Origin of the sequence: Streptomyces pimonensis, from assembly GCF_041380215.1 — a bacterium.
Classification (GTDB): domain Bacteria; phylum Actinomycetota; class Actinomycetes; order Streptomycetales; family Streptomycetaceae; genus Streptomyces; species Streptomyces pimonensis.
Genome location: NZ_JAHWZY010000011.1, coordinates 74,548 through 98,708 on the forward strand (window position 1 = coordinate 74,548; position 24,161 = coordinate 98,708).

Annotated in this window: 20 protein-coding genes and 2 pseudogenes; 13 read left to right on the forward strand and 9 right to left on the reverse strand. The window is 72.1% G+C overall.

Annotated features, from left to right (window positions below):
- The first annotated feature begins 85 nt into the window (after positions 1-85).
- On the forward strand, positions 86-1,753 hold the full coding sequence (locus tag KYY02_RS13360) for a (2,3-dihydroxybenzoyl)adenylate synthase (RefSeq protein ID WP_371238133.1): 1,668 nt from the start codon (positions 86-88) through the stop codon (positions 1,751-1,753).
- An 88-nt stretch (positions 1,754-1,841) separates the two neighbouring features.
- Positions 1,842-2,039, forward strand: a complete 198-nt coding sequence (locus KYY02_RS13365) for a ferredoxin (RefSeq protein WP_371238134.1) — start codon at positions 1,842-1,844, stop codon at positions 2,037-2,039.
- Between the two features lie 149 nt (positions 2,040-2,188).
- Here KYY02_RS13365 and KYY02_RS13370 read toward each other — a convergent pair whose 3' ends face one another.
- From KYY02_RS13370 to KYY02_RS13385, 4 genes are read right to left on the reverse strand one after another with little or no spacing between them, the layout of a single operon-like run.
- A complete protein-coding gene (locus KYY02_RS13370) occupies positions 2,189-3,676 on the reverse strand; it encodes an ABC transporter ATP-binding protein (protein WP_371238135.1) in 1,488 nt (495 codons plus the stop codon).
- Positions 3,673-4,494, reverse strand: a complete 822-nt coding sequence (locus tag KYY02_RS13375) for an ABC transporter permease (protein WP_371238136.1) — start codon at positions 4,492-4,494, stop codon at positions 3,673-3,675. Before KYY02_RS13375 ends, KYY02_RS13370 begins: the two co-directional genes overlap by 4 nt.
- Complete coding sequence (locus KYY02_RS13380; RefSeq protein WP_371238137.1) at positions 4,491-5,465, reverse strand: ABC transporter permease; 975 nt, start codon at positions 5,463-5,465, stop codon at positions 4,491-4,493. Before KYY02_RS13380 ends, KYY02_RS13375 begins: the two co-directional genes overlap by 4 nt.
- 4 nt (positions 5,466-5,469) lie before the next feature.
- Positions 5,470-6,981, reverse strand: coding sequence for an ABC transporter substrate-binding protein (locus KYY02_RS13385; RefSeq protein WP_371238138.1), 1,512 nt, complete (start codon positions 6,979-6,981; stop codon positions 5,470-5,472).
- Between the two features lie 223 nt (positions 6,982-7,204).
- Here KYY02_RS13385 and KYY02_RS13390 point away from each other — a divergent pair, with 223 nt between their 5' ends.
- The 7 genes and pseudogenes from KYY02_RS13390 to KYY02_RS33930 all read left to right on the forward strand — a co-directional run.
- A complete protein-coding gene (locus KYY02_RS13390; protein WP_371238139.1) occupies positions 7,205-8,050 on the forward strand; it encodes an SAM-dependent methyltransferase in 846 nt (281 codons plus the stop codon).
- Between the two features lie 93 nt (positions 8,051-8,143).
- The gene (locus KYY02_RS13395) at positions 8,144-8,392 is read left to right on the forward strand and encodes a chorismate mutase (protein WP_371238140.1); all 249 of its coding nucleotides are present in this window, start codon (positions 8,144-8,146) and stop codon (positions 8,390-8,392) included.
- Between the two features lie 760 nt (positions 8,393-9,152).
- Complete coding sequence (locus KYY02_RS13400) at positions 9,153-10,649, forward strand: ABC transporter substrate-binding protein (protein WP_371238247.1); 1,497 nt, start codon at positions 9,153-9,155, stop codon at positions 10,647-10,649.
- Positions 10,646-12,451 (forward strand): ABC transporter permease subunit, encoded by a 1,806-nt coding sequence (locus KYY02_RS13405; RefSeq protein ID WP_371238141.1) that lies wholly within the window; start codon positions 10,646-10,648, stop codon positions 12,449-12,451. The genes KYY02_RS13400 and KYY02_RS13405 overlap by 4 nt, the downstream gene beginning before the upstream one ends.
- The gene (locus KYY02_RS13410) at positions 12,432-13,472 is read left to right on the forward strand and encodes an ABC transporter ATP-binding protein (RefSeq protein ID WP_371238142.1); all 1,041 of its coding nucleotides are present in this window, start codon (positions 12,432-12,434) and stop codon (positions 13,470-13,472) included. The genes KYY02_RS13405 and KYY02_RS13410 overlap by 20 nt, the downstream gene beginning before the upstream one ends.
- Positions 13,469-14,185, forward strand: coding sequence for an ATP-binding cassette domain-containing protein (locus KYY02_RS13415; RefSeq protein WP_371238143.1), 717 nt, complete (start codon positions 13,469-13,471; stop codon positions 14,183-14,185). Before KYY02_RS13410 ends, KYY02_RS13415 begins: the two co-directional genes overlap by 4 nt.
- Before the next feature lie 166 nt (positions 14,186-14,351).
- Positions 14,352-15,083, forward strand: a pseudogene (locus KYY02_RS33930) (ISAzo13 family transposase); the annotation flags it as partial.
- Here the strand turns inward: KYY02_RS33930 and KYY02_RS33935 are convergent.
- Complete coding sequence (locus KYY02_RS33935; protein WP_442538147.1) at positions 15,055-15,276, reverse strand: hypothetical protein; 222 nt, start codon at positions 15,274-15,276, stop codon at positions 15,055-15,057. The pseudogene KYY02_RS33930 and the gene KYY02_RS33935 overlap by 29 nt on opposite strands.
- 35 nt (positions 15,277-15,311) lie before the next feature.
- Positions 15,312-15,534 (reverse strand): annotated as a pseudogene (locus tag KYY02_RS13430) (hypothetical protein); the annotation flags it as partial.
- 285 nt (positions 15,535-15,819) lie between these two features.
- Here KYY02_RS13430 and KYY02_RS13435 point away from each other — a divergent pair.
- From KYY02_RS13435 to KYY02_RS13445, 3 genes are all read left to right on the forward strand, one after another.
- On the forward strand, positions 15,820-16,008 hold the full coding sequence (locus KYY02_RS13435) for a LacI family DNA-binding transcriptional regulator (RefSeq protein WP_371238145.1): 189 nt from the start codon (positions 15,820-15,822) through the stop codon (positions 16,006-16,008).
- Positions 15,977-16,150: a hypothetical protein gene (locus KYY02_RS13440; RefSeq protein WP_371238256.1), complete on the forward strand. Its 174-nt coding sequence runs from the start codon at positions 15,977-15,979 to the stop codon at positions 16,148-16,150. The genes KYY02_RS13435 and KYY02_RS13440 overlap by 32 nt, the downstream gene beginning before the upstream one ends.
- A 129-nt stretch (positions 16,151-16,279) precedes the next feature.
- Complete coding sequence (locus KYY02_RS13445) at positions 16,280-16,753, forward strand: substrate-binding domain-containing protein (RefSeq protein ID WP_371238146.1); 474 nt, start codon at positions 16,280-16,282, stop codon at positions 16,751-16,753.
- A gap of 67 nt (positions 16,754-16,820) precedes the next feature.
- Here the strand turns inward: KYY02_RS13445 and KYY02_RS13450 are convergent, their stop codons facing one another.
- Positions 16,821-18,527 carry a subtype B tannase gene (locus tag KYY02_RS13450; RefSeq protein WP_371238147.1) on the reverse strand — a complete coding sequence of 569 codons (1,707 nt, stop codon included), beginning with the start codon at positions 18,525-18,527 and terminating at the stop codon, positions 16,821-16,823.
- Positions 18,528-18,763: 236 nt separating this feature from the next.
- Positions 18,764-19,792: a carboxylesterase family protein gene (locus KYY02_RS13455; protein ID WP_371238148.1), complete on the reverse strand. Its 1,029-nt coding sequence runs from the start codon at positions 19,790-19,792 to the stop codon at positions 18,764-18,766.
- A gap of 774 nt (positions 19,793-20,566) precedes the next feature.
- Here KYY02_RS13455 and KYY02_RS13460 point away from each other — a divergent pair.
- Positions 20,567-22,141 (forward strand): carboxylesterase/lipase family protein, encoded by a 1,575-nt coding sequence (locus KYY02_RS13460; RefSeq protein ID WP_371238149.1) that lies wholly within the window; start codon positions 20,567-20,569, stop codon positions 22,139-22,141.
- A 535-nt stretch (positions 22,142-22,676) separates the two neighbouring features.
- Here KYY02_RS13460 and KYY02_RS13465 read toward each other — a convergent pair.
- Positions 22,677-24,008 carry an MFS transporter gene (locus KYY02_RS13465; RefSeq protein ID WP_371238150.1) on the reverse strand — a complete coding sequence of 444 codons (1,332 nt, stop codon included), beginning with the start codon at positions 24,006-24,008 and terminating at the stop codon, positions 22,677-22,679.
- Between the last annotated feature and the right edge of the window lie 153 nt (positions 24,009-24,161).

The following is a 24,161-nucleotide window of genomic DNA, read 5'->3' on the forward strand; positions in this document are numbered from 1 at the left end:
TCAAATGACAATCATGTTCACTTAGCTTAGCCTAGACGCTTGTTGACGTTTGCACCAGCTGCAACTTCCGCACCCTGGAGGACATATGGGCACGACTTCGGTCCACGGAGCGCCGGCCGGCACACCGGACTGGCCCGGCTGGCCACCCGAGGCCGCGCAGCGCTACCGCGACGCCGGCCACTGGCGGGACGAGGTCTTCGGCGACCTCCCGGCCCGGCAGGCAGCGGCACGCCCGCAGGCCGTGGCCCTGGTCGACGGCGACCGGCGCTGGACCTACTCGGCACTCGAGGCCGACGTCGAAGTCCTGCACCGGTCCCTGCACCGTCTCGGACTGCGCCGGGGCGACCGGGTCATCGTGCAGCTGCCCAACCGCGCGGAGTTCGTTCTGCTGTGGTTCGCCCTGCAACGGCTCGGCGCCGTGCCGGTCCATGCCCTGCCCGGGCACCGTCGCCACGAGATCGCCCACCTCGCCCGGATCACCGAGGCGGTCGCCTACGCGATCCCCGACCGGCATGCCCGCTTCGACTACCGGCCGCTGGCCGCGGACCTGGGCGCCGACCATCCGTCGCTGCGGCACACGATCGTCGTCGGTGACACGGGGGGCCGCACCGGCTTCGTCCCCTACGAGACGCTGCTCGATCCGCAGGCGCCCGCCGTCACGCCCCCCGGGCCGCCCGTCGCTCCCGGCGACCTGGCGCTCCTCCTGCTGTCCGGAGGCACCACCGGCACGCCCAAGCTCATCCCGCGGACGCACCAGGACTACGCCTACAACGCGCGGGCCGCGGCCGAGGTGTGCCGGCTCGATGCGGACTCGGTCTACCTCGCCGTCCTGCCGGTCGCCTTCAACTTCACGATGAGCTGCCCCGGCATCCTGGGCACACTGCAGGCCGGCGGGACCGTGGTGCTCTCCCCCAGCCCCAGCCCCGGCACCGCTCTCGAGCTGATCGAGCGCGAGAAGGTCACCATCACCGCCATCAACCCGCCGCTCGTGCCGTACTGGCTGCGCGAGTCCGAGGACGGCCGTCGCGATCTCTCCAGCCTCGCCGTCCTGCAGGTCGGTGCCGCACGACTGGCCGACGACCTCGCGCGCCGCATCGAGCCCACACTCGGATGCCGGCTCCAACAGGTGTTCGGTATGGCGGAAGGACTGCTCAACCTGACCGCCCTCGACGACCCGGGCGAGATCGTCTGCTCCACCCAGGGCCGCCCGGTCTCACCTGCGGACGAGGTCCTCGTCGTGGGTCGGGACGGCACGGCCGTACCCGACGGCCACGTCGGCGAGCTGCTGACGCGGGGCCCTTACACACTGCGCGGGTACTACCGCTCCCCCGAGCTGGCCCGGACGCACTTCACCGAGGACGGCTTCTACCGCACCGGCGATCTCGTCCGGCGGCTCCCCACCGGACACCTCAGCGTGGTCGGCCGCGTCAAGGAGCAGATCAACCGGGGAGGCGAGAAGATAGACGCCACCGAGGTCGAGGAGCACCTGCTCGCCCACCCCGGCATCGACTCCGCGGCGCTCGTGGCCGCGCCGGATCCCGAACTCGGCGAATGTTCCGTGGCGTTCGTCGTGTGCGCGGGCCCGGTGCCCGGCACCCGGGAACTGGCTTCCTTCCTCCGTGAGCGCGGACTGGCGGCCTACAAGGCACCGGACCGGGTGGCGGCGATCGGGCGGATGCCCCTGACCCCTGTGGGAAAGACGGACAAGAACGCGCTGAGGGAGAGGGCACGACGCGCGGACGGGCGGGCCTGATGGCGGCCGCCGCACTGTCCGGCCCGGCGGTGCTCGGTTTGATGATGTCCGGTCCGGCGGTGCCCGGACGGGCGGGAGAGGAGGATCGGTGCGGGTATCCGTCGACCGCGATCTCTGCGTAGGCGCCGGGCAGTGCGTGCTGTCCGCCGAGGAGGTGTTCGATCAGGACCTGCACGACGGGCTCGTCGTGCTCCGGACGCCCGATCCCTCGCTTGCCGGGCTGGACGCCGTCCGCGACGCGGTGGACCGGTGTCCCGCAGGGGCCGTCACGCTGCACGAGGGGTGACCTGATCCGGGGCGAGCAGCGCGGCGGGGAAGAGGCGACGGCCGACGTCACGCCGCGCGGCTCCTCCCGTGGATCCCGGCTCCCGGCCCGGGACCGGGAGCCGCTCCCCGCGCCGTACGCAGCCCCGTCCACCGGCGCCTGCGTATGGCTCAGCCCCCGGACACGCCCTGATCCGCCCCCCGTCGGCATCCCGGTGGACGCAGGTACGTGACAGGAGGCCCGAGGGTGCCGTCCACCAACGCGAGGCATCGGTCCGCCGTGGCGGCGACGGCCCCGCTGTGCGTGATGAGGAGCACGGCAAGGCCCCGTTCCTCCCGCAGCGCCGCCAGCATGTCGAGCACTTCCCGCTCAGTGGCGCCGTCGAGGGACGCGGTCACCTCGTCGCACAGCAGTACGCGTGGCCCGGCGGCGACGGCTCGCGCGAGGTTCGCCCGCTGACGTTCCCCTCCGCTCAGCTCGCCCGGGCGGCGGCCCGCCGCGCTCCGGGGGAGGGCGACCGCGCTGAGGAGCTCCGCGACCGGGGGCGGGGTGAGACCACCGCGGGCGGCTGCGCGACGGGCTCTCTCGAGGGCCTTGCCGACGGTCTCGCGCGGGTTGAGGGCGGCACGGCTGTCCTGGTCCACATGGGCCACCGAGAGCCGGTCGGCCGCCGGTCTGCGGGCGACGGACCACGGCTGGGGAGCGCCGTTCAACCAGAGGCGGCCGCCGACCGGTTCCAGCGTGCCCGCCAGCGCCCGTGCCAGCGTGGTCTTTCCTGCTCCGGAGGCGCCCATGACGGCCACACACTCGCCGGCGCCCAGTGTCAGGTTCACCTCCCTCAGAACCCGTTCTCCGCCTGGTCCTCCCCGCACGCCCTCGGCCCTCAGCACGCATGCCCTCTCCTCCACAGCACGCGCGTCGAGCACCCCCTCGACCGGCCGCCGAGGGATGCTCGGGCCCTCGGCGGCACTGCGGTCGGGGACGCCGGCATCGATGAGCCCGCCGTGGGTCATGACGATGCGACGGGGGGCGAGACGGTCGACCACGTCCATGTCATGACTCACCACCAGCATGGCGGCATGACCGACGGCTGTGCGCAGGAGGTGGACCAGGTCCTCCCTCGTGCCCGGGTCGAGGCCGCTCGTCGGCTCGTCCAGGACGAGCAGCTCCGCGCCGGCGGCCAGAGCCGAGGCCAGGGCCACTCGTTGAGCCTGGCCTCCGGAGATCTGGTGGGGAAAGGCCCGCGCCAAGTCCGCGGGCAGTCCCATCCGTTCGAGTGCGTTCCTGCGGAAGGACGCGAGTTGCGCACGTGCCACTCCGGACCGGCGGGCCGCGCGGTCCAGCACCCATCCGACCCGATGCTCGGCAGGTAGCGCGCTGGCGCAGTCCTGCGGCAGGTACGCGGCCAGGCGGCCACGCACCCGCCGTGCGCCGGCGGGTGAGAACGGGTCGTGACCCGCGACCCGGACCGTCCCTCCGACGCGTGCCAGCCCCTGCCTCGTATAGCCCAGCAGGGCGTGTGCCAGTGCCGTCTTGCCCGACCCCGACCGGCCGACCAGTCCGACCCGCTCCCCCGGCCGTATCGTCAGCGAGCAGTCCGAGAGCACCCTCCGCTCGGCGGACGACAGGCTCAGGTTCGCAACCTCCACCAGGTTCATGGCGCGGTGTTCCGTTCGTTTCGTGGCCGCCCGACGGGAGACGTGAGGCGGTCCGCGGTCAGGGTCATCCCGAGTGCGAGGACGACCAGCAGCAGAGCCGGAGCCAGCACCGGCCACGGCTGGGCTCCCGCGCCCACCGCGTTCTCCCGGACCAGCCGGCCCCAGTTGGCGGCCGGCGCCGGTGCGCCGAGGCCCAGGAAGCCGGCTGTCGCGCAGAGCTGCGTGGCGGCGATGAAACGGAGGCCGGCCTCGGCCCATGCTTCGGAGGCGATGTTCGGAAGGATGTCGTGGCGGACGACCGCGAACCTGCCGTCCCCCCGTGCCAGCGCGGTGCGTACGTAGGCCAGGTCGGCCAGCCGGGCGGTGGCCGCGCCGATGACACGCACGGAGAACGGCAGGCTCACCAGGGTGACGGCCACGAGTACGGCGAAGTCGCTGCCCGGTCTGCCCGCCGCGATCAACAGCGTGATCAGGAGCGGAGGCACGGCCGCCAGGCCGTCCACCACGCGCAGCACACCGGTGAGGGGTCCGCCCCGGGCCAGGCCCGCACAGGTGCCGACGACCAGCCCGACGATGCTGCCCAGCGCGGTCGCCGCCACCGCCTGGAGGACGAGAGTCCGCCCGCCGTGCACCGTCCTGGCCAGCGCGTCGCGCCCCAGCACATCGGTACCGAAGGGCCTCGACCAGCTCGCCGGCTCGAAAGGCATGCCCACCCGTTCGGTCGGTGAGGGCAGCGGCAGCCACGGTCCGACCAGTGCGACCAGCATCGTCAGGAGCAGAGCTGCCGTCAGCAGCCGTCCGAGGATCGCGCGTGTCACGACGCACCCCGTTCGGTCCGACGCCACGACGTGGGGCGGGACCGGACGTTCAGCAGTCCGGCCAGCAGGTCGCCCACGAACAGGATCAGCAGCGCGGAACCTGCCAGTGCCAACCCGAGCCCCTGCACCATCGCGGCGTCCCGATAGGTGACGGCACGAGCCAACTCACTTCCCAGGCCTGGGTAGTTGAACAGCGTCTCCACGACGAGACCGCCACCGAGCAGACCGGCCGCCATCACGGCCAGTCCTTGGATCCCGGGAGCGGCGGCCGCCGGCAGCACATAGGACCATGCCAGCCGCACTCCCGACTCCCCGTCCAGCCGGGCCTGCTCGATCGCGGGACTCCCGGCAACGCCTACCACGGCGGCGCGGACCAGACGAGTCGCCACCCCGAGGCCCCCCAGAACCAGGCCGGCCACGGGCAGCACCAGCATGTCCGGATGCCGCCAGGGGGAATCCCCCGGCGGGAACATCGACACCGCCGGGAACAACCCGCCCTGATGGGCCAGCACCACGACCAGCCCGGTGGCCAGAAGGAACTCCGGCAGCGCGATCAGCGTCACCGTCATCGACGACAGCAGCCGGTCCCCGGGGCGGCCGGCCCGGAGACCGGCGACCAGCCCGAACACCGTGGCGAGCACGGCGATCCCGGCCACCGCGAGCCCGACCAGCACCACCGAGTTGCCGAACCTCGAGGCGAGCACCTCGGCCACCGGCCTGCCGGCGGCCGAGGAGCGGCCGAGATCGCCGGTCAGCGCGTCGCCCAGCCACGTCACGTAGCGTGCCACCGCCGGCTCGTCCAGCCCCAGGCGTTTGCGGATCTCCGCCCGTTCGCTCTCGGTGGCGTCCGCGCCGGCGACGGCCCCCGCCGCGTCCCCGGGCAGCGCCTCGGTCGAGAAGAAGAGCACCGCCGACAGCAGCAGCATCATCGCGGCGGCCGTCGCGCCACGGGTCAGTCCGGACCGGATCACGCGATCAGGCCGAAGCCAGTTCGGCGGCCGAAAGGTCAGGGAACTGAAGCGGTCGCACACCGCTCACCTTGTCGGTGTGGGCGTCCACGGTGGGCACGAAGACCGGGATGATCTCGTTCCCCTTCTCCCACAGCAGGCCTTGCGCCTTGTGCGAGGCCGCCTCCCGGTCGCTCTCGGCCGGCGCGCTGCGCGCAGTGGCCACCAGTTCGTCGACGTCGGGGAAGGTTCCGGGGGTGTGGTTGGCCTCGAAGGGCGCCGACGGGTTGTATCCGGCGGCGAACGGGAGACGCCGGTAGGCCTCGTAGTCGGCGAAGAGCTGCCCGGCCGGCAGTTCGTTCAGGCGGGCCTTCACTCCGACGGCCCGGAGGTTCTCCACTATCAGCGTGGCCGTCTCGACCATGCCGGTCAGTTCGGGACCGGCGGTAAGCTCGATCGACATCCCTTCGTGACCGGCCTCGCGCAGCAGCGCCTTCGCCTCGTCGGGGTCGTGGGGTCGCTGCTCCAGGCCCGTGTCGTAGCTGGGGAAGCCGAGCGCCGGGACGTCGTTGCCGATCTCGGCGCGGCCGAAGTACACGGTGTCCACGATGGCCTGACGGTCGACCGCGAGACGGAACGCCCTGCGCACGCGCTCGTCCTTGAACGGCGCGTGCGACAGGTTCATCTCGAACCGCAGGTTCGACACGTACGGCGGCTCACCGGCGCTCACGGTGAGACCGCGGGTCTTCGCCAGGTCCCGCGCGTTGAAGGGCGAGACCCCGCTGACGAAGTCGGCCTGTCCCTCCCGGAGCGCGTTCACTCTCGCCTCGGCGTCGCCTATGGACAGCAGGTGGATCTCGTCCAGGTGCACGTCGTCGCCGAAGTAGTCGGGGTTGCGGCGCAGCACCGTCTGCTGCCCGGGCTCGAACGCCTCGATCACGAACGGCCCGCAGGACGGTGTTCCCGGGGTGAACTCGGTGGTGCCGTCCTTGACGACCAGCATGCTCTGGCACAGCAGAAGGCGTCCGTCCGCGATCGGCCGCGCGGCGGGCAGGCGGAGGGTGCGCCGGTCGAGTCTGCGGGCGGAGGTGAGGTCGAAGTTGCGCCCGACGAGGCGGGTGAAGGGCAGCCCCTCCAACTCATCGGGGGCGCGCAGCGAGTGGAGCAGGTCGGCGGCGGTCACCGGGGATCCGTCGGTGAAGGTGACGGAGTCACGCAGCCGCAGGGTGTACGACGTGAGGTCGTCACTGATCTCGATCGACTCCAGGATCCCGTAGCTGACGCCGTCCGGCCGCCCCGCGTCGATGGCCCCGAGAGGGGCGTGGACGAGCCGCGCCCGGACGAAGTCGAGGGCCGTCGGGCCGACGAAGTAGTTCAACGTCTCGCTGGACCCGCCTCCGGCGAAGGCCGCGCGCAACGTCGTACCCGTGTCGTCGCCACCACCGTCCGGGGACGAGGAGCAGGCGGTCAGCAACCCTGAGACGCCGGCGGCGGCCAAGGCGCCGAACCCGAGGAAGGCGCGACGAGGGATGTTACTCACAGTGTGTCCTTGCTTGCAGGGAGAAGAGACGGGGTGCCGGGCGCGGGCCCGTCACCGCCCGGGCGCAGCGCGGATGACGTCCGCGCGGGCACGGCGTGCGGCCGGAGCCCGGCCCCGACCGACCCGGCATGTGACCGTGGCACCTTGCACCACATCATATGGAAACAATAATCGTTCTCAATAAGGTTGTACATGAAAACGATTTCCAACTAGGCTGCCGGTCATGGCGAATGTCGACGAGGCAGGACTGACCACGTACCTGAGGACCAACCGGGCGTTCATGGCGCCGGTCGTCGAGCGGGCCGTCGGCCTGCTCGGCCTGAAAGGCCGTCACCGCATCCTCGATGTGGGCACGGGTGCGGGCGGCGGCCTGGTCGCCCTCGCCCGTGCCGCCGGTGAACAGGCACGGGTCCTGGGCGTGGACCGCAACGAGAGCGCGCTCGCGCTGGCCCTCCGGCACGCGCAGGAGGAGAACGTCCTCGGCCAGGTGCGCACCGAGACCGCGGACCTGCTCCAGGTTGCCGCAAGGGCCTCCGGGGAGGACCGTTTCGACGCGATCTGGGCGAGCGACGTCATCTGGCCGGGGAATGTCGAGGATCCCGCAGCGGCGGTCGCACGGCTGGCCGGAGCCCTGTCACCGGACGGCGTGCTCGCGCTCTTCACGAGCAACTACTACAGCTCGACGTTCCTTCCCGGGCATACCCGTCTGGAGCGGCAGCTCCTCACCGCCTCGGAGCTGGACTGGGGGATCCCCGCCGACGGCCCGGAGCACTACGCGCGGCACGTGCACTGGATGACCGCGGCCGGCCTGCACGACGTGCGGCTCCACGTGCTGCCCCGGGTCGGTTTCCCCGCGGACGCGGACCCGGCGGTCCGCCCCTACCTGGAGAAGGTCGTGTGGCCCCAACTGCTGGCGGGGGCTCGGGCGCGGGGCAGGGACGCGGGGATGACGAAGGAGGACATCGCACGGGCCGAGGCCCTGCTGACCCCCGGACGTCCTGAGTACGTGGTCGACGAGCCCGGCTACTACCTGATCCATCCCACTCTGCTGGTGACCGGACGTCGCTGACCCTCTCGGCGTGCCCACCTCTCGGCACGCCTTCCGCCACCGACGTGGCGAAGCATCCGCTCCCATCGACCTCGCACGGGAAGGCACTTCCGCATGCCCAGGGCCACGGACAGCCCCACCGAAGGCCTGCACACGCATATCGCGGAGCTGGACGCGGCCATCATCGAACTGGTCCGTCGGCGCACCGAGATCTGTGCGCAACTGACCACCCGGCGCCGGGCCACAGGAAGGCCGACGATCGAACTCGCCCGCGAGAACGACGTCCTGCAGCGATACAGCGAGGCACTCGGGCGCCCCGGCGCCTCACTGGCGATGCTTCTGACGGAACTGGGACGACGGTAGCCTCCCGTCCGCGGGCCGGACTTCCGGACCGTCAAGACCTCCGCCGGCGCCTCCCCGGCCCGACCGTGGGCGCCGGTGCCGGGAGACCCCGATACGGGCGCCGAGAGCCGGAAACGGAGTGACCGCACACGGCACCGGCCCGGCCAGGACCTCGGTGGCGGCCGGTCGCCCGTCCGTCCCGCGTCCCTGCCGGCTCCTGCACGATGACACCGCGCACCACGGATCGCGGCCTCGACCAGGTCGGCCTGTCGACCACACGGGCGGTGAGGGGAAAGTACGGACGAACGACGATCCGGGCCGCGACGAAGAGCATGCCGTGTCCGTGCTCCGGCCCCTGTCCGGGCGGGCGCTCCTCCCGGACGAGGAGCAGAACACCGTGAAGGCCACCGTCATCGCCGGCTGACGCGGTCGCACCTCGTGGACCGGCACGCTGCGGGCCAGGACGGTGCACGAGGGCACCGCGGCTCGCACTGCGGGCACCAGCAGCGTTCCGGCCACTGCGGCGCCGTGGCGGTCTTCCTGGCGACGACTGCCTCGGACCGGGCCGGAACCGGCCGGGCCGGTCCGCCACCGGTCGAAGTCGGCCCTGAACAGGCCGGATGCTTCACTTCCCGCTGTCACACGCCAACTCGCAAGAGGTCGCCCTGCCGGACGGGGCGGGAAGGGATCCGAAAGGAACCGGACTTCTGAAAATGATTGTCATCATGTTACGGTCATCGCACATCCGATCTTGACCGAGTACTGCCCCGGAGTGTCCCCCGTGCGCCTCCCCGCCCGTCTCCTCCCTCTCACCGCGGCCACCACAGCCTCCCTCCTGCTCACCGGCTGCTTCTCCGCGGCGTCGGACACCGACGGCTCCTCAAAGGGCGAGAGCCGCCGCATACGCGTCGCGATGATGCAGCCGCCGCGCTCGGGGCTCTCCCCGCTCTCCGACGACGCGTTCAAGCTGTCCCGCTGGTCGACCGCCGAGACCCTGGTGAAGCTGGACGAGGACGGCGACGCCGAGCCCGCCCTCGCCACCGAGTGGAAGCAGTCCGGACGCGACTGGACCTTCACCGTCCGGGACGGTGTCACCTTCCACGACGGCACCGACCTCACCGCCGAGGCCGTGGTCAACTCCCTCACCCGCGCCGCCACCGCATCCCCCAAACCGCGCATCCTCGACGGCGTCGACATGACCGTGAAGGCCGACGGGGACAAGGTCACCGTCACCACCGCCGAGGAGGACCCGCTCGTCCCGCAGCGCCTCAGTTCTCCGCAGCTCGCGATCCTCGCGGCCAAGGCGTACAAGGGGAAGACCGTGAACCCGGTCGGCGCGGGCACCGGCCCCTTCGAACTGACCGAGGTGAACGGCACGTCCTCGGCGACCCTCGACCGCTACGACGACTACTGGGGCGGCGAGGCCAAGGCCCCTGGCATCGACGTCCGCTTCGTGCCCGACGGCACCGCCAGGGCCGCCGCCCTGCGCAGCGGTGAGGCCGACATCGTCGAGGCGGTCCCCGTCTCGCAGGCCGCCGTGCTCGACCAGGACCTGATCACCGAGGTCCCCATGCCGCGCACCAACACCCTGTACCTGAACACGGAGAAGGGCGTCTTCAAGGACGCCTCGCTGCGCGCGGCGGCACGGGAGGCGATCGACACGAAGTCCCTCGTGGACGGTGTCTACGAGGGACGCGCCGACGTCGCCGAGGGCCTGCTGGGCCCGGCGCTCCCGTGGGCGACCGGACTGCGCGAGCCGGCCGGAGGACGGGCGAAGGCCGGGGACCCGGCCGGGAGGACCGTCACCATCGGCACTTTCACCGACCGCGCCGAACTCCCCGAGGTCGCCGCCACCCTCCAACAGCAGCTGCAGCAAGCCGGCTTCAAGGTGAAGCTGGAGATCCGCGAGTACGCGAACATCGAGTCCGACGCGCTGGCCGGCCGGTTCGACGCCTTCATCCTGTCCCGGGCGACCGTCCTCGACTCCGGCGACCCGGCCGCCTACCTCTACAGCGACTTCGCCTCCGAAGGGTCCTTCAACATCTCCCAGCTGGCCGACCCGGCGGTCGACGAGGCGCTGGAGAAGGCGTCCTCGGCGCCCACCGGTGACGCGCGGCGCAGGGCGATCATCGAGGCCGAGGCCGCCGTGCTCGCCACGGACGCCGCGGTGCCCATGCTGCACGAGCGCGTCGTCCAGGGCGACGCCGCCGGGGTCGCGGACGCGGCCCACGACCCGCGCGAGCGTGAGCTCGTCACGATCGACACCCGGGTCAGGTGAGGCCCCGCACACGCGGGCAGGCCGGCGCGGCCGTGCTGAGCCGCCTCGTCTGCCTCGCCGCCGTACTGGCCGCCGTCGGCCTGCTGCCCTGGCTCTCCGGCCGCGACCCCGCGCTGACCGTGCTGCGGGCACGGTCGGCCGAGCAGGAGCCCACCCGGGAGGCCCTGGACGCGGTGCGCCGTGACCTCGGCCTGGACGCGGGCCCGCTGTCCCTGCTGGGCGACTGGCTCGCCGGGCTGACCCGCGGCGACCTCGGCACCTCGTGGGTCTCGGGCACCGACGTGCTGCCGTCCGTGCTCTCCGGCCTCCAGGTGTCGCTGAGCCTCATGGCCGCCGCCCTCGCGGTCGCGGTACTGCTCGCCTGCACCCTGGTCGCGCCGGTTCTGGTGCGCGGCCGGGGGTCGGCGGGAGCGTTCGGCGCCATGCTCGCCGCAGTGCCCGAGTTCCTGCTCGCCACGGTCGCGCTGCTGGTGTGCGGAGTGTGGATCGGGGTGCTGCCGACCTCCGGCTGGCAGGGCCCGGAGTACATGATCCTGCCCGCCGTCGCCCTCGGCGTCCCGGCGGGCGGGCTCCTCGGCCGCCTGGTGGCGGACGCGCTGCCGGCCGTGCTGGACGAGCGCTGGGTGGAGCTGTGGCGGGAGGCCGGGGTGAGCCGGGGGCCGATCGCGGCGGCCGCCCTGCGGCGCGTCCTGCCGCCGCTGGTCCCGCAGTTCGGCATGGTGGCCGTCGGCCTGACCGGCGGGGCGGTCGCCGTGGAGACGGTGTTCGCGGTGCCGGGCATCGGCCGTACGGCGCTCGGGGCGGCGAAGTCCCAGGACCTGCCGCTGCTCCAGGGTTCCGTGCTCGCGCTGCTGGTGCTGGGACTGGTCACGGGCGCGCTGGCCACGCTCGTACGGCGCCGGCTGCTCGGCCCGGCGCTGCGCGACGCGGGCCTGACGCTGCCCGCACCGCGCCCGGTGCGCGCACACCCGGCGGTCCCCGCGGCACTGGGCGCCGTCCTGCTGGCCGCCATCGGCTGGGGACTGCTGCGCGACCCGTACGCCGTGGACACCACGGCCCGTCTGCTGCCCCCGTCGTGGACGCATCCGCTCGGCACCGACGGGCTCGGCCGGGACGTCCTGGCCCGGCTCGGACACGGCGCGACCACGACGGTCGGCACGGCCGTCGCCGTGTGCCTCGCGAGCCTGCTGCTCGCCCTGGCCCTCGGATTCCTGCCGCGGGTGGCCGCCGGGGCCTCCGACATCGCCAACGCGCTGCCGCCGGTGATCGTCGGCATCCTGGTCGCGGCGGCGGCGGGCCCCGGTACGGGCGGCGCCGCCCTCGCGGTCGCGCTGGTCTCCTGGCCCCCGCTGTCCGCACACGCGGCGGCCCTGGTGCAGGAGGTGCGCGCGTCGGCGTTCCTGACCGCCCAGCGCGCCATCGGCGCCACCCCGTGGTGGATCCTGACCCGCCACGTCCTGCCGTCGGTGGCCGGCCCCGTCACCCGGCATGCGGTCCTCCGCCTCCCCGGCATCGCCCTCGCCCTCGCCTCCCTGGGCTTCCTGGGACTCGGCGCCCAGCCACCCGCTCCCGAGTGGGGTCTGCTGCTGGAGGAGTCCCGCGCGTACGTGGAGCGGGCCCCGTGGGCGGCGCTCGCCCCGGCGGTCGCCCTCGCGCTGCTGGCCGGTCTCGCCGTGGCAGGCGCGGCGTACACACAGGGCCGTACCGTCCCCCGCACCCGCCGCACGACGGCCGGCCGCACCTCCCGGTTCACCCCTCGGCCCTCCCGGAAGGAGGACTCCCTTGACGGCAGCACCACCTGACACCGACGCCCTCCTCTCGGTACGCGGTCTCGGCATCTCCCTGCACGGGGCCCCGGTCGTCAGCGGGCTGACCTTCGACGTCCGCGCCCGGGAGGTCCTCGCCGTGGTCGGCGAGTCGGGCGCGGGCAAGTCCCTCACGGCACGCGCGCTGCTGGGCGCGGCTCCCCGGGGCGCCCGTGTGACGGGAAGTGTGCGGCTGCGCCGCACACCGGACTCGTACGACGAACTCGTGGGCGCCCCGGCCGCAGCCCGCACCGCCCTGCGCGGCCGCCGCACGGCCCTCGTCCCGCAGGACGCGCTCTCCGCGCTCTCCCCCGTACACCCAGTGGGCGACCAACTCGCCGCCGCCGTAAGGTCGGTGGCCCGCGTCTCGCGCACGGAGGCCCGCGCGCGGGCGGTCGCCGCGCTCGACCGGGTGGGCATCGCGGACCCCGCACGCAGGGCGCGGGCGTATCCGCACGAGTACTCCGGCGGGATGCGCCAGCGCGCCGTCATCGCCATGGCCACGATCAACGAGCCGGACCTGCTGATCGCCGACGAGCCGACGACCGCGCTGGACCCGGACCTCCAGGAGCAGGTGCTGCGGGTCCTCGGTGAGCAGCGCGAGGCGGTGGGCGCCGCCCTCGTCCTGGTCACGCACGACCTGGGGACGGTCCGCGACCACGCCGACCGCGTGCTCGTGATGTACGCCGGACGCCAGGTCGAACAGGGTCCGGCCCGGCGCGTGCTGGACCGCCCCGCGGCGCCGTACACGGCGGGGCTGCTGGCGTCGCTGCCGCCGGACGGACCCGGTGGGCGCCATGGCCGCCGGCGTCTCCCCACCGTCCCCGGCGCCCCGCCCTCCTTCGACCGCCTCCCGCCCGGCTGCGCCTTCGCGCCCCGCTGTCCGCTGGCCGACGACCGCTGCCGGCGCGAGGAGCCGCGTCCCCGGACGGCCGGCGACGGCCATGCGGTCTCCTGCCACCGCTGGGAGGACGTGCCCCGCCCGGCGACCGAGTTGTTCCTGGAGCAATCCGTATGAGCATCCCTGGGATCCCCTCACCGCGCCGCGCCGCGGACGACCCGCTGCTGGACGTCCGCGACCTGGTCGTGCGGTACGGCCCGGTCACCGCCGTGGACCACGTCTCCTTCACCCTGGAGGCGGGCGAGACCCTCGCCCTGAACGGCCCGTCGGGCTGCGGCAAGTCCTCCACGGCCACCGCCGTGCTCCAGCTGCGCCGTCCCGACTCCGGCGAGGTCCGCTTCGAGGGCCGGGAGCTGACCGTGCTCACCGAACGCGAACTGCGCCCGCTCCGGCCCCTGATGCAGCCGGTCTTCCAGGACCCGTACGGCTCGCTCAGCCCCCGCCACCGCATCCGGGACGCGGTGGCGGAGCCCCTGCGCGTCCAGGGCCGCTGGGACGACGCGGACGGCCCCGCCCGGGTCGCCGAACTCCTGAACCGGGTCGGCCTGGACACCGCCCACGGCAACCGCTTCCCGCACGAGCTGTCCGGCGGGCAGTGCCAGCGCGCGGGCATCGCGCGGGCGCTGGTGTCCGAGCCCCGGCTCCTCGTCCTCGACGAGCCGGTCTCCGCCCTCGACCCGTCCGTCCGGGCCGGCGTCCTCAACCTGCTCGCCGGCCTCCAGGAGGAACTGGGGCTCGCGTACCTGTTCATCTGCCACGACCAGGCGGTCGTACGCCACTTCGCGGACCGGACGATCGACATGCGGAACGGCCGCCTCGTAGGGGGGTAGCCATCCGCATCCCCGCCGGGCCGTCACTCCCCCGCCGGGCCGTCACTTCCCCCGGCTGCGCCGCCGCCGGCACCCGGAGCAGCCCCCGGTGAGCGCGTCGGAGCCGGTCCGCCGTTCACGAGCACCGGGCGGTGCTTTCAGCAGAGCTGACTCCTCGTGGACCTTCCAGTTGGCCCCTGCGCAAACCGCCCAGGCGGAGCGACGCAAGTTCCAGCAGCGTGGCGGCCGACGCTTGCAGGCCCCCGGAGCACACGGCAGACCCCTGCTCTCGAACGCCGATCGCGTCCTGATCACCGTGATCTATCTGCGCCGCGTCTGTTCCCAGAAGGTGCTGGTCGATCTGCTGGCCATCAACGCGGTCACCATCGGCAAGGCCATCGGCGAGACCCGCACGCTCATGGACGCACAGAAGATCACCGTCACACAGACCGCGCATTACTTCTCCTCCGCCCGGGAACTGCGCGACTGGGCGGAAGGCGGCGCGACCACCAGTCGCATGGAGCTCTCCCAAGTGCTGTCCCACCCCGCCCTTACCGGCATGCCCCGACCAGAGCTCCAGGTGTTGATCGACAAGATCGCCGTGCCCTACCAGGCCGCCCTCGAAGAACGCCGGCATCGCCAGCGCGGCGGTGACAGGCGACCGGGAACTCGCGGTGGCCTCTTCCGCCAAAAGATCACCGACGCCGACCGGGTCCTGGCGCCCGTTCTTTCCCAACGAGGGCTATGCGACCAGCAGGTCCTGGCTGACGTCTTCGGCGTCAGTCGCGGCACCATCCGCAACGCCATCGAGGACGTCCAGCCTCTCCTCGACCAGGATCAATACGCCGTGACACCCACCGAACGACGCTTCGCCACGGCCGCCGACGTACTCAAGTTCGTCGCGGAAAGGGGTAAAACACAAGGTCAAGCGCCACTACGACGCGATTCTGCACGCGATCGTCGAGGAACTGAGCAACGGGCTGATCGAGTCCACCAACACCAAGACCCGGCTGATCATCCGCCGCGGCTTCGGCTTTCGCACCGCCGATGCGGTCATCGCTCTCGTCATGCTCTGCCTCGGCGGCAACCGACCAGTCCTCCCGCGGCGTCAACTCGCATGATCACACCCACAGGTCCAGCACATGAGCCCGAAAACCCCCGCGGTCAGGATCAGCGCGGCCACCGGCAGCACGAAGGCGTCCGACACCCAGGACAGGTCGGCCGTCGAAGCGCCGAGGGCCTGCTGAATGACCGGGAGGCTCACGGAGACCGTGGTCACCGGCAGATAGCCGACGAATACCCCCCAGACAGGCCATGACAAGCGTCGCCGTACGCCGGTCACGGCGTTGTTCCACCACTGCTGCACCCATTCCAGACTCCTTCGCGAAGGCAGACGTGCCGCCGTCGGCCGTTTGTCCTGGGAACTATGGGGCGCGCTGCCAGGACGAGGCGAGCCAGGTGCCCTGCAGGGCCCGAATCCGACAGGAGCCGCGCCCGCGGAGACCGAAAGTGCCACCCCGGGCACCGGCGTGGCGACGGCCACGCACAGCACGCCGGCTGACGGCCCGCATCCCGGGGGCCGGCCCGGGTCCCTAGAATGGCGGTGCGCCGACCCGCGGGGGCGGGCGGTGCGCCGACCGCATCGGAGCAGGGTGATGGGCAGTTCCGGAAGAGTCACGCTGAACGACGTGGCGGCGGCCAGCGGCGTCCCCCGCGCCACGGTGAGCTTCGTCCTCAACGACGACCCCCACCAGACCATCTCCGCCGCGACCCGGGACCGGGTCAGGCAGGCCGCCCGGGGGGCTGGGCTACGTGCCGCACGGGGTCGCCCGCGCCCTGCGTGAGGGGTCGTCCCGCGTCGTGGTCCTGAACATCGACGCCGGCATGGAGGGTCACCACTCCCGGGGCTGTGTCCAGGGCCTGGACGCCGAACTCGCCGCCCACGACCACGTCCTGCTCGTCCGGCACGGCCAGCACACGCCGTAGTCCACCCAGCAGGTCCTGGACGTCATCGCGCCCCGCGCCGTCATCCGCTCCGGCGAGACCTACCTCACCGGCCGGGAACTGGACGACCTCGGCGGCGGCTGGCGCGACGGCCTCGCCGCCCACACGGCGTTGCAACTGCGCCACCTGGTGGAGCAGGGCCACACCGCCGTCGCCACGGCCCTGCCCGACGCCGGGTCCCCGCTCGCCGCGACCCGGCTGAAGTTCACCGGACTCTCCGCGCGCGACCTGGGCATTCGCACCCCCGGGACCTTCGTCGCGCCGCCCGGTCGCGCCGCCTGCGCCGAGGCCGTCCGGGCGTTCCTGACCGGCGCCCCCGAAGTGACCGCCGTCGCCGGCTTCAACGACGACATCGCCCTGCGCGTCCTCATGGCCCTGCGCGACCTCGGTCACCGCGTGCCGGACGACGTCGCCGTCATCGGCTTCGACGACAACGGGTACGGCGCCTACACCACTCCGGGGCTGACCAGCGTCCATGTCTACGCCGAGGCCCACGGCCGGCTCAGCGCCCGCCTGGCCCTGGGCCTCGGCGCGGACGGCCTGCACCCGCCGCCCGCGCGGATCGTCGTCCGCCAGTCGGCCTGACCCGCTCCCTGATCACCTCTCCGGCGCGGGGCCGCACCGGCTGTCCGCCTCCGCGGGCGCGGGCGGTTCAGCCCTTGTGCCCGGCGAGCGGGTCGCCGGCCTTGCCGACGACCTCGGCGATCCAGGCCATGGCCTCGGGCACGTCGTAGTTGCCGGCATGCGGCTGGTTCCAAGCGAGCTGGTAGTCAAGGCTCTCGACCTGCTTGTCGGCGGCGAGCGCCCGGTCGAGGTTGACGGATACGGTGAACGCGGTGTCCCGGTCGCGGGTGCCGTGCCGGACGTACCAGTTGGGCGCGGTGTCGGCGCTCGTGCCGATGAAGTCCATCGGGTTGACCAGGTGCACCTGGTCGTCGACGGTGGTGCTCTTCTTCGCGGTGTACTGCTTCCAGGTCAGCCCTGTGTCGTCGAGGCCGCTGCCGTCACCGGCGACGTCGTTGTTGTTCCAGCTGTACTCGGTGTAGTTCATGTACTTCTGCGTCGGCGGGCCGAACAGGTCGGTCTCGGTGCCGCTGGTGACGTTCCCGTCGACACCCACGCCGTCGAAGGCGGGGGTCGTCTTCAGCGTGGCCTGCGTGGCGACGAACGCGAGGTACTTCGTCATGTCGACGGAACGCACCTGGCCGGTGGCGGTGTCGACGTCGATCCAGTCGTTGACGTACGACACGGTGGTGCCCCGGGAGGTGATCTCGAAGGTGCCGCCCAGCGGCGGGATCGTGTGGGCCGGGTCCGCCTTCATATAGGTCTCGGCGGAGCGGACGACTTCCTTCTTGATGGTGTCGAGCATGGTCGCAGCGGTGAGCCTGGAGCCGTCGGGGTTGCGCAGCCCGAGGCTCTTCTCGTACCGCTCGAACCGGGCCGCGATCTCGGCCGCGTCCGACGGCGAGGGGTTGGAGCCGGTGGCGTCGCGGGTGCCGAGGACGTTGTAGAGCCACTCGTAGGCGATGTCGGCGTTGCCGAGGTCGGTGATCGGGCAGTAAGCGTTGACGGCGAAGACGTCGTCGCGCAGGGTGCTGCGGCCCTTGGCGTCGATACCGGCGGCGCCGATGGCGGCGAGGTAGGAGTTGTACTCGGCGCTGTTGCCGGAGGCGCCCAGGATCGACGCCAGGGCGCCGCCGCCGCTGGTGCCGTTGACGACGATGCGCTCCGCGCTGCCGGGCATCGCGGCGTCGTTGAGACGCAGGTAGCGGACGGCCGCCTTGGCGTCGACCACCGCCGCGGGGGCCTTGCCGGGAGCCGTACCGTCCGCTCCGACCAGGCCGCGGCTGCGGTTGGCGACGTCGACGAAGACGTAGCCGGCCTTCAGCGCGGCGCCGACGGTGCTGGTCGCGCTGTCGTAGGAGGTGCCGGCGGTGACGCTCGCCCGCAGGTAGCTGGCTTTCCAGCCGCTGTTGTTGACGGCGAAGTAGACCGGGGCGCGCTGGTCGCCGAAGGCGCTCTCGGGCACGAACACGTTCATGCTCTGGTAGCCGCAGGCGGTGTCGGTGATCGTCGTACCGCCGCCGGGGCCGCCGGACTGCTGGGCCGCCGCCGCGACCGGGTTCGCGACATAGCAGATCTGCTTGTACCAGCGCACGTTCGTCGGCCGGCCGTCGACGGTGACGGTGATCGGCGTGTAGGCGGCGGAGTCGAAGTCCAGCGCCGCGTCCTCGCGGTCCACCACGTGGCCGCGGCCGGCGGCGGGAGCCGCCACCGCGGCTGAGACCGGCATCGCGACCGCCGCGAGGACGAGGGAACCCGCGAACGCCGCACCCTTCAGGAAACGTGTGCGGGTCACGGGGCGTCCTTTACCTGTACCGGTCGGACGGGTGAGTGCGTCGCGTCCGAAGGACGCAGAGAGCCGCTGCACGGGGTCTCCCCTCACTGAGCATCAAGTACATCGCCGATACCTCGGGACCGAGGCGTTACGCACGCTACAAGATTGTTGACAATATAGACAGCAATATCGCTGTCATTTTTCACGGACCTGCACCCGGCCCGCGCGTCGTCGCGGCGCGCGGGCCGGGTGCGGTCTCAGGCCGCCTTCTGCTCGAAGAGCCAGTCGCGCAGAGCGGTGATCCTGTAGGCGGGTTCGAAGGAGGCCATGTGTTCGCTGTTCATGGCCGGTCCGGAAGAGGAGGAGTCGGAGGCTTCCAGGACGGTGCCGGACTTGAAGGTGGCGAAGTTGATGTCGTCCCCTGCGGCGAAGAGCTTCTCGGCGGCGGTGGCGTACTCCTCGGCGGACCAGGTCGCGTCCCAGGTGGCGCTCTGGTACGAGACCCCGGCTTCCTCGAGCATGTCCTTGACGTCGGCCTGGCCGCCGGAGGCGTTCTCGTCGCCGCCGGCGGCGATGTAGACGAACTTCTGCTCGGCCAGGCCGTCCAGTTCGCCGACATCCCACTGGCCGGAGACGAACAGCTCGGCGGCGAACAGGTCGGGATGCTGGGCGGCCAGGTACATGACCGTCATGCACCCCATCGACTGGCCGGTGCCGTAGATCCGCTTGTCGTCGATGCTGTACTCGCCGGTGACCGAGCTGAGCAGGCGGGTGGTCATCTCGACGTAGTCGGTGGTGGTGTAGCTGCCGTGGTCGTCGATGATGACGGACGGGAACTCGGGGACGAGGACGAAGCCGGCGTGCTTGGCCTGTTCGCCGGCGCTCGCCCAGATCAGTGCGCCGTACTGTGACAGCGGGGCGGTGACGTCCTGGCCGACCAGGCTGGAGTCGGCGATGTAGAGCACGAGAGGGTGGGACCTGCTGGCGTCGTAGTCCTCGGGGACGTACAGGTTGTAGGGCAGGGACTTCCCCGTCTGCGAGTCCTCGTACGTGAACTGCTGGAACGTGCTCTTCACCTCCGAGGTCAGAGTCTCCAGGCTGGGCGGTTCCTCAGCGCCGCCGGTCGTGGTGGCCTCCGCGGCAGGGGTGCCGCTGGCTGCCCCGGAGGAGCTGGACGCCGATGCACTGGAGCCGTCGGAGGAGTTGGCACAGGCGGTGGCACCGAGGAGGACCGCGCCGAACGAGGCGGCGAGGAGACCGCGTCGTGACAGGTGAGAGGTGTTCATGCCGACGATTGTCCGGACACCGCCTGAGGAAACGGTTAGGCGCGCCTTTGCCGTGGCTGTGAAGGCGGCGCGCGTCCGGGGGCAGCGCGCATCCGGACACTCCGGCCGCCGGCACCGCGGTGCGTTCCCGGGACGGCCCGCTGGGAAACCGCCTCACCACCTGGCGGATCGCCTGCGGCATTGACGGCGTCCGGGAGCGGACCGTCCGCGAGCGTGAGTGGCCTGTGGGGAGCCGGGCTGCGGCCCGGCTCCCCAGGGGCCGGTGGTCTCAGCGGCCGTCCGCCCGCACGCGCGGCCCTGTGCAGCTCGCCCAGGGCCAACCGGACCAGCAGCCCGCGGACCCTGGAGCCGCGGTCGTCGGAGTGAGGCATGGGGGCGTTCCCTTCCCTGCGGCGCACGTCGTCGGGCACGCCGCCCGGCGCTCCCCCGACACGGACCGGTGGAGGAGGTCGCCCGGTCCCGTGCGTGGTGTCGGGCGGATCCGGGCCGAGTGTCGACGGGGTGGCGTCCGTGGTCAACACTTCAAGCGGGAAAGGCAGTTGGCGGCAGTCACGCGTTCGACTGCCGAAACCGCCGCTCATGCCCAGGGCAATGAGAGGGCGGCCGCGCACGACGCGCCTTCACCGGCCGAAGAAAACATGTCGAGCATATTGATGACAATATTGCCGACCGGTTACGTTCGCAGTCGGCCACAGACAACTCACATCCCACAGCTCGCCCCGCCGGTCACGTGACGGCGGCTCCCTACTTGGAGGTTGTGTGTTCCGACGTGCCTTGACGCGCCCTCTGGCCGCGCTCGCGGCGACCGCCCTGCTGCCGGCCCTCGCCCTGATGGCCTCCGCGTCCACCGCCGGCTCGGCCTCCGGACCGGACGCGAGCCGCGCCGCTCCCGTCGTGCGGACGGACAGCGGCCTGGTCCAAGGGGTCACCGCCGACCGGGCGGACCGCTTCCTGGGACTGCCGTACGCCGCCCCGCCCGTACGGTACCTGCGCTTCGCACCGCCCGCCGCACCCGCGTCCTGGAAGGGCGTGCGCGAGGCGGACCGGCAGTCGCCCGCCTGTCTCCAGTTCCAGCCCTCCGGCGTGCGGGAGGAGCAGGCCGTCAGCGAGGACTGCCTCTACCTGGACGTTTACCGCCCGAGCGGCACCAAGCCCGGTGCCCGGCTGCCCGTATTGGTGTGGTTCCACGGCGGCGCCAACACCCAGGGCACCGGCGTCATCTACGGCGGCGGCAGCATGGCCACCAAGAGCGACGTCATCGTCGTCACCGTCAACTACCGCCTCGGCGCCCTCGGTTTTCTCGCCCACCCGGCGCTGAGCGAACGGACCCCGGGCGGCTCCGGCAACTACGCCCGCATGGACCAGGTGGCGTCCCTGAAGTGGGTCCGGGACAACATCGCCCGTTTCGGCGGCGACACCGGCAACGTCACCATCGCCGGCCAGTCCGCCGGCGGCGGCGCCGTCTGCGACCTGATGGCCATGCCGTCCGCGCGCGGCCTGTTCGGCAAGGCGGCGGTGCAGAGCTCCCAGTGCCTGCAGTCGCAGTCGACGCTTGCAGCCGGTGAGCAGAGCGGTGTCTCGTACGCCGAGGCCGTCGGCTGCACCGACGAGGCCACCGTCGTCGCCTGCCTGCGCAAGGCATGGCCGGGCGCCCTGGTCGCCCACCAGGGCGAGTACCTGGGCGGTTCCAAGGTCGGCGGTTCCGTGCTGCCCAAGACGTTCCGGCAGGCGCTGGCCGACGGGACCTGGAACGCGGTGCCGGTACTGACCGGCAACACCCACTCCGAGAACCGCCTCGCCTCCGAGGCGTTCGCCGGCCTCACACCGGAGGACTTCGAGGAGCGGGTCCGCGAGGACTACGGCGACCGGGCCGACCGCGTCCTGGACCTGTATCCGCTGGCGGACTTCGCCAACCCCTGGGACGCCCTCACGCAGATCCGGACCGACGTCCAGCGTGCTTGCACCAACCAGCAGGCCGCGCAGCTGATCTCCGCCGAGGCGCCCGTCTACCGGTACGAGTTCGACGACCCGACCTCGCCGACGCTGTACGGCTTCACCATCCCCGGCAAGGACATGTCGAACGCGCACAGCGCCGAACTCGCCTACCTCTTCGACTTCACCCTCGGCGAGAAGCCCCTCACCGCACGGCAGGAGAAGCTGGCCGACCAGATGATCGCCTACTGGGGCGCCTTCGCCCACAGCGGTGCCCCGAAGGCCAAGGGCGAGCCCACCTGGCCTCGTTACACCGAGGCGGCGAACTGGCCGGTCATGCAGCTGCGCACGGCCGGGGCCAGCAAGGTGATCAGCGACTACTCGGCCGACCACCGCTGCGACTTCTGGCTCTCCTGACGTCCTCGCTCCGTCGACCGTTCCCGGCACACCCGCACGCAGAAACCAGGGAGCCATGAGACCGTCCCGCACCCGGCTTGAGGCGGGTGTCGAACCAGTTGATGACGGCCGAGGAGGACGGCTCCAACCGCTCGGCGTCGGGGGGAGAAGTAGTCGCAGTCCATGAGGACGAGCTTCTTCGGCTCACGTGCGCGGTGGAGGCCGTCGAGGGCGATGTCGGTGGGAGCGGCGTCGTCGCCCTTGGGTACAGGGCTCCTCGCCCGCGTCGCCACGGCCGCGTCGCCCACGCCCAGGTCGACGACCGCATCGAACAACGCGTCCGGGCCGCCATGAGGCAGCCGGTATGTCCACCGATCCGGGCCGTCCGGAGCGGACCCGGCCCGTCGTCCACCTGTCCCGTACGAACGGGGCGTGTCACCGAGGCACGGAACAGAAGCGGAGACCGCACCCGAACCGCTCGGCTGGACGGGGCGCACCCGGCCGGCCCCGACGGCGCCCCGCGGGGCGCCGGCCAGGACGGCGACGGGTGCCGGGCTCAGTGGGCGCCGACCAGCTTCCGGTCCGGGCTGCCGGTGCCCGACCGCTTGGCCGTGCGCAGGGCCGCGACGCCGATGAAGACCATGGACGAGAAGCCGGCGAGGGCGAAGGCGGTGAAGCCCCAGTCGCCCTTGCCCGCGGCGAGCAGCTGGCCGCCGAGCCAGGGGCCGAAGACCGCGCCGAAGCGGCCCATGCCGGAGGTCCAGCCGACCGCGGTGGCACGGTTGGCGGGGGCGGAACCGATGGAGACGGTCGCGTAGACCATGGTCTGCGCGCTGTTGAGGAACACGCCGGTGAGGAAGACGACCACGAAGGTCAGCGCCAGCGGCATGTGGACGCTGAGCAGGAAGACGCCGCCGGCGGTCAGCGCGAACCAGATCGAGGAGATGCGGGGGGCGCCGAAGCGGTCGGAAGCGCGGCCGGCGACCAGCATGCCCACTATGCCGCCGAGGTTGAACAGGACGACGAAGGTGAGCGCGGAGCCCAGCTCGTAGCCCTCGCCGCGCATCAGGGTGGGCAGCCAGGTGGCGACGCCGTAGACGAGGAGCAGGCCGCCGAAGGAGGCCAGCCAGTACAGCAGGGTCTGGACCCACTCGCCACCGCGGAACAGGCCCAGCAGGCTGTTCCAGCGGGCACCGGCGGCGGGCTTGCCGGTCGCGGCGGCGGGCAGTTCGACGTCGTAGCGGGCGGCCAGCTCGCGGGCCTCATCGGTGCGGCCCCGGGCGACGAGGAAGCTCAGCGACTCGGGCAGCCACTTGGCGAGCACCGGGACGAAGAGCAGCGGGGCCACGCAGACCCAGAAGGCGGCGCGCCAGCCGAGGGGCTCGACGATCCACAGGGCCACGTAGGCGGAGAGGATGCCCCCGGTGTGGTGGGCGGTCATCAGCAGGCCGATGGTGAGGGCGGCGCGGGTGCGCGGGGCGTAGTCGGAGACCATGCTGATCGCGGTCGGCAGCAGGCCGCCGAGGCCGACGCCGGCCAGGGTCCGGCCGAGGCCGAAGACGGCGACGCTGCTCGCGACCGCGCAGAGGCCGGACGCCAGCGAGAAGAGCGCGACGCAGGAGACCATCAACTTCTTGCGGCCGATCCGGTCGGCGACCGTCCCCGCGGCCAGCGCGCCGACCAGCATGCCGAAGGTGGCGTAACTGCCGAGGTCGCCGGCCTGTCCCGAAGTCATGCCGAGCGCCTTCTCCTCGAGCATGCGGGGCAGGACCGAGCCGTAGATGAACATGTCCAGGCCGTCGAAGAGCACGGCCAGCCAGCAGAGGCCGACGACCAGCAGGGCCAGTCTGCTGCCGCGGGGGGACAGCACGGCGGGTGAGGAGGACATCGTTGTTTTCCTCTCGTCCAGGAGGCGGTGCCTGGAGGGGACGTGTGATGGGGCGACGCTAAAGACCGCGTTCATCGGATGTCAACACTTTTGTTGACAATCTCAGCAACGATCTGATGCCGTCGTTCCGGTGGCCGCCGTGGGGACTCGGGC

Bases quoted from the DNA above. Each gene is read 5' to 3' on its own strand.
- KYY02_RS13360 (WP_371238133.1), top strand. From the start codon at position 86: ATGGGCACGACTTCGGTCCACGGAGCGCCGGCCGGCACACCGGACTGG.
- KYY02_RS13395 (WP_371238140.1), top strand. From the start codon at position 8,144: ATGCCCAGGGCCACGGACAGCCCCACCGAAGGCCTGCACACGCATATC.
- KYY02_RS13435 (WP_371238145.1), top strand. From the start codon at position 15,820: ATGGGCAGTTCCGGAAGAGTCACGCTGAACGACGTGGCGGCGGCCAGC.
- KYY02_RS13455 (WP_371238148.1), bottom strand. From the start codon at position 19,792: ATGAACACCTCTCACCTGTCACGACGCGGTCTCCTCGCCGCCTCGTTC.
- KYY02_RS13415 (WP_371238143.1), top strand. From the start codon at position 13,469: ATGAGCATCCCTGGGATCCCCTCACCGCGCCGCGCCGCGGACGACCCG.
- KYY02_RS13465 (WP_371238150.1), bottom strand. From the start codon at position 24,008: ATGTCCTCCTCACCCGCCGTGCTGTCCCCCCGCGGCAGCAGACTGGCC.
- KYY02_RS13390 (WP_371238139.1), top strand. From the start codon at position 7,205: ATGGCGAATGTCGACGAGGCAGGACTGACCACGTACCTGAGGACCAAC.
- KYY02_RS13370 (WP_371238135.1), bottom strand. From the start codon at position 3,676: ATGAACCTGGTGGAGGTTGCGAACCTGAGCCTGTCGTCCGCCGAGCGG.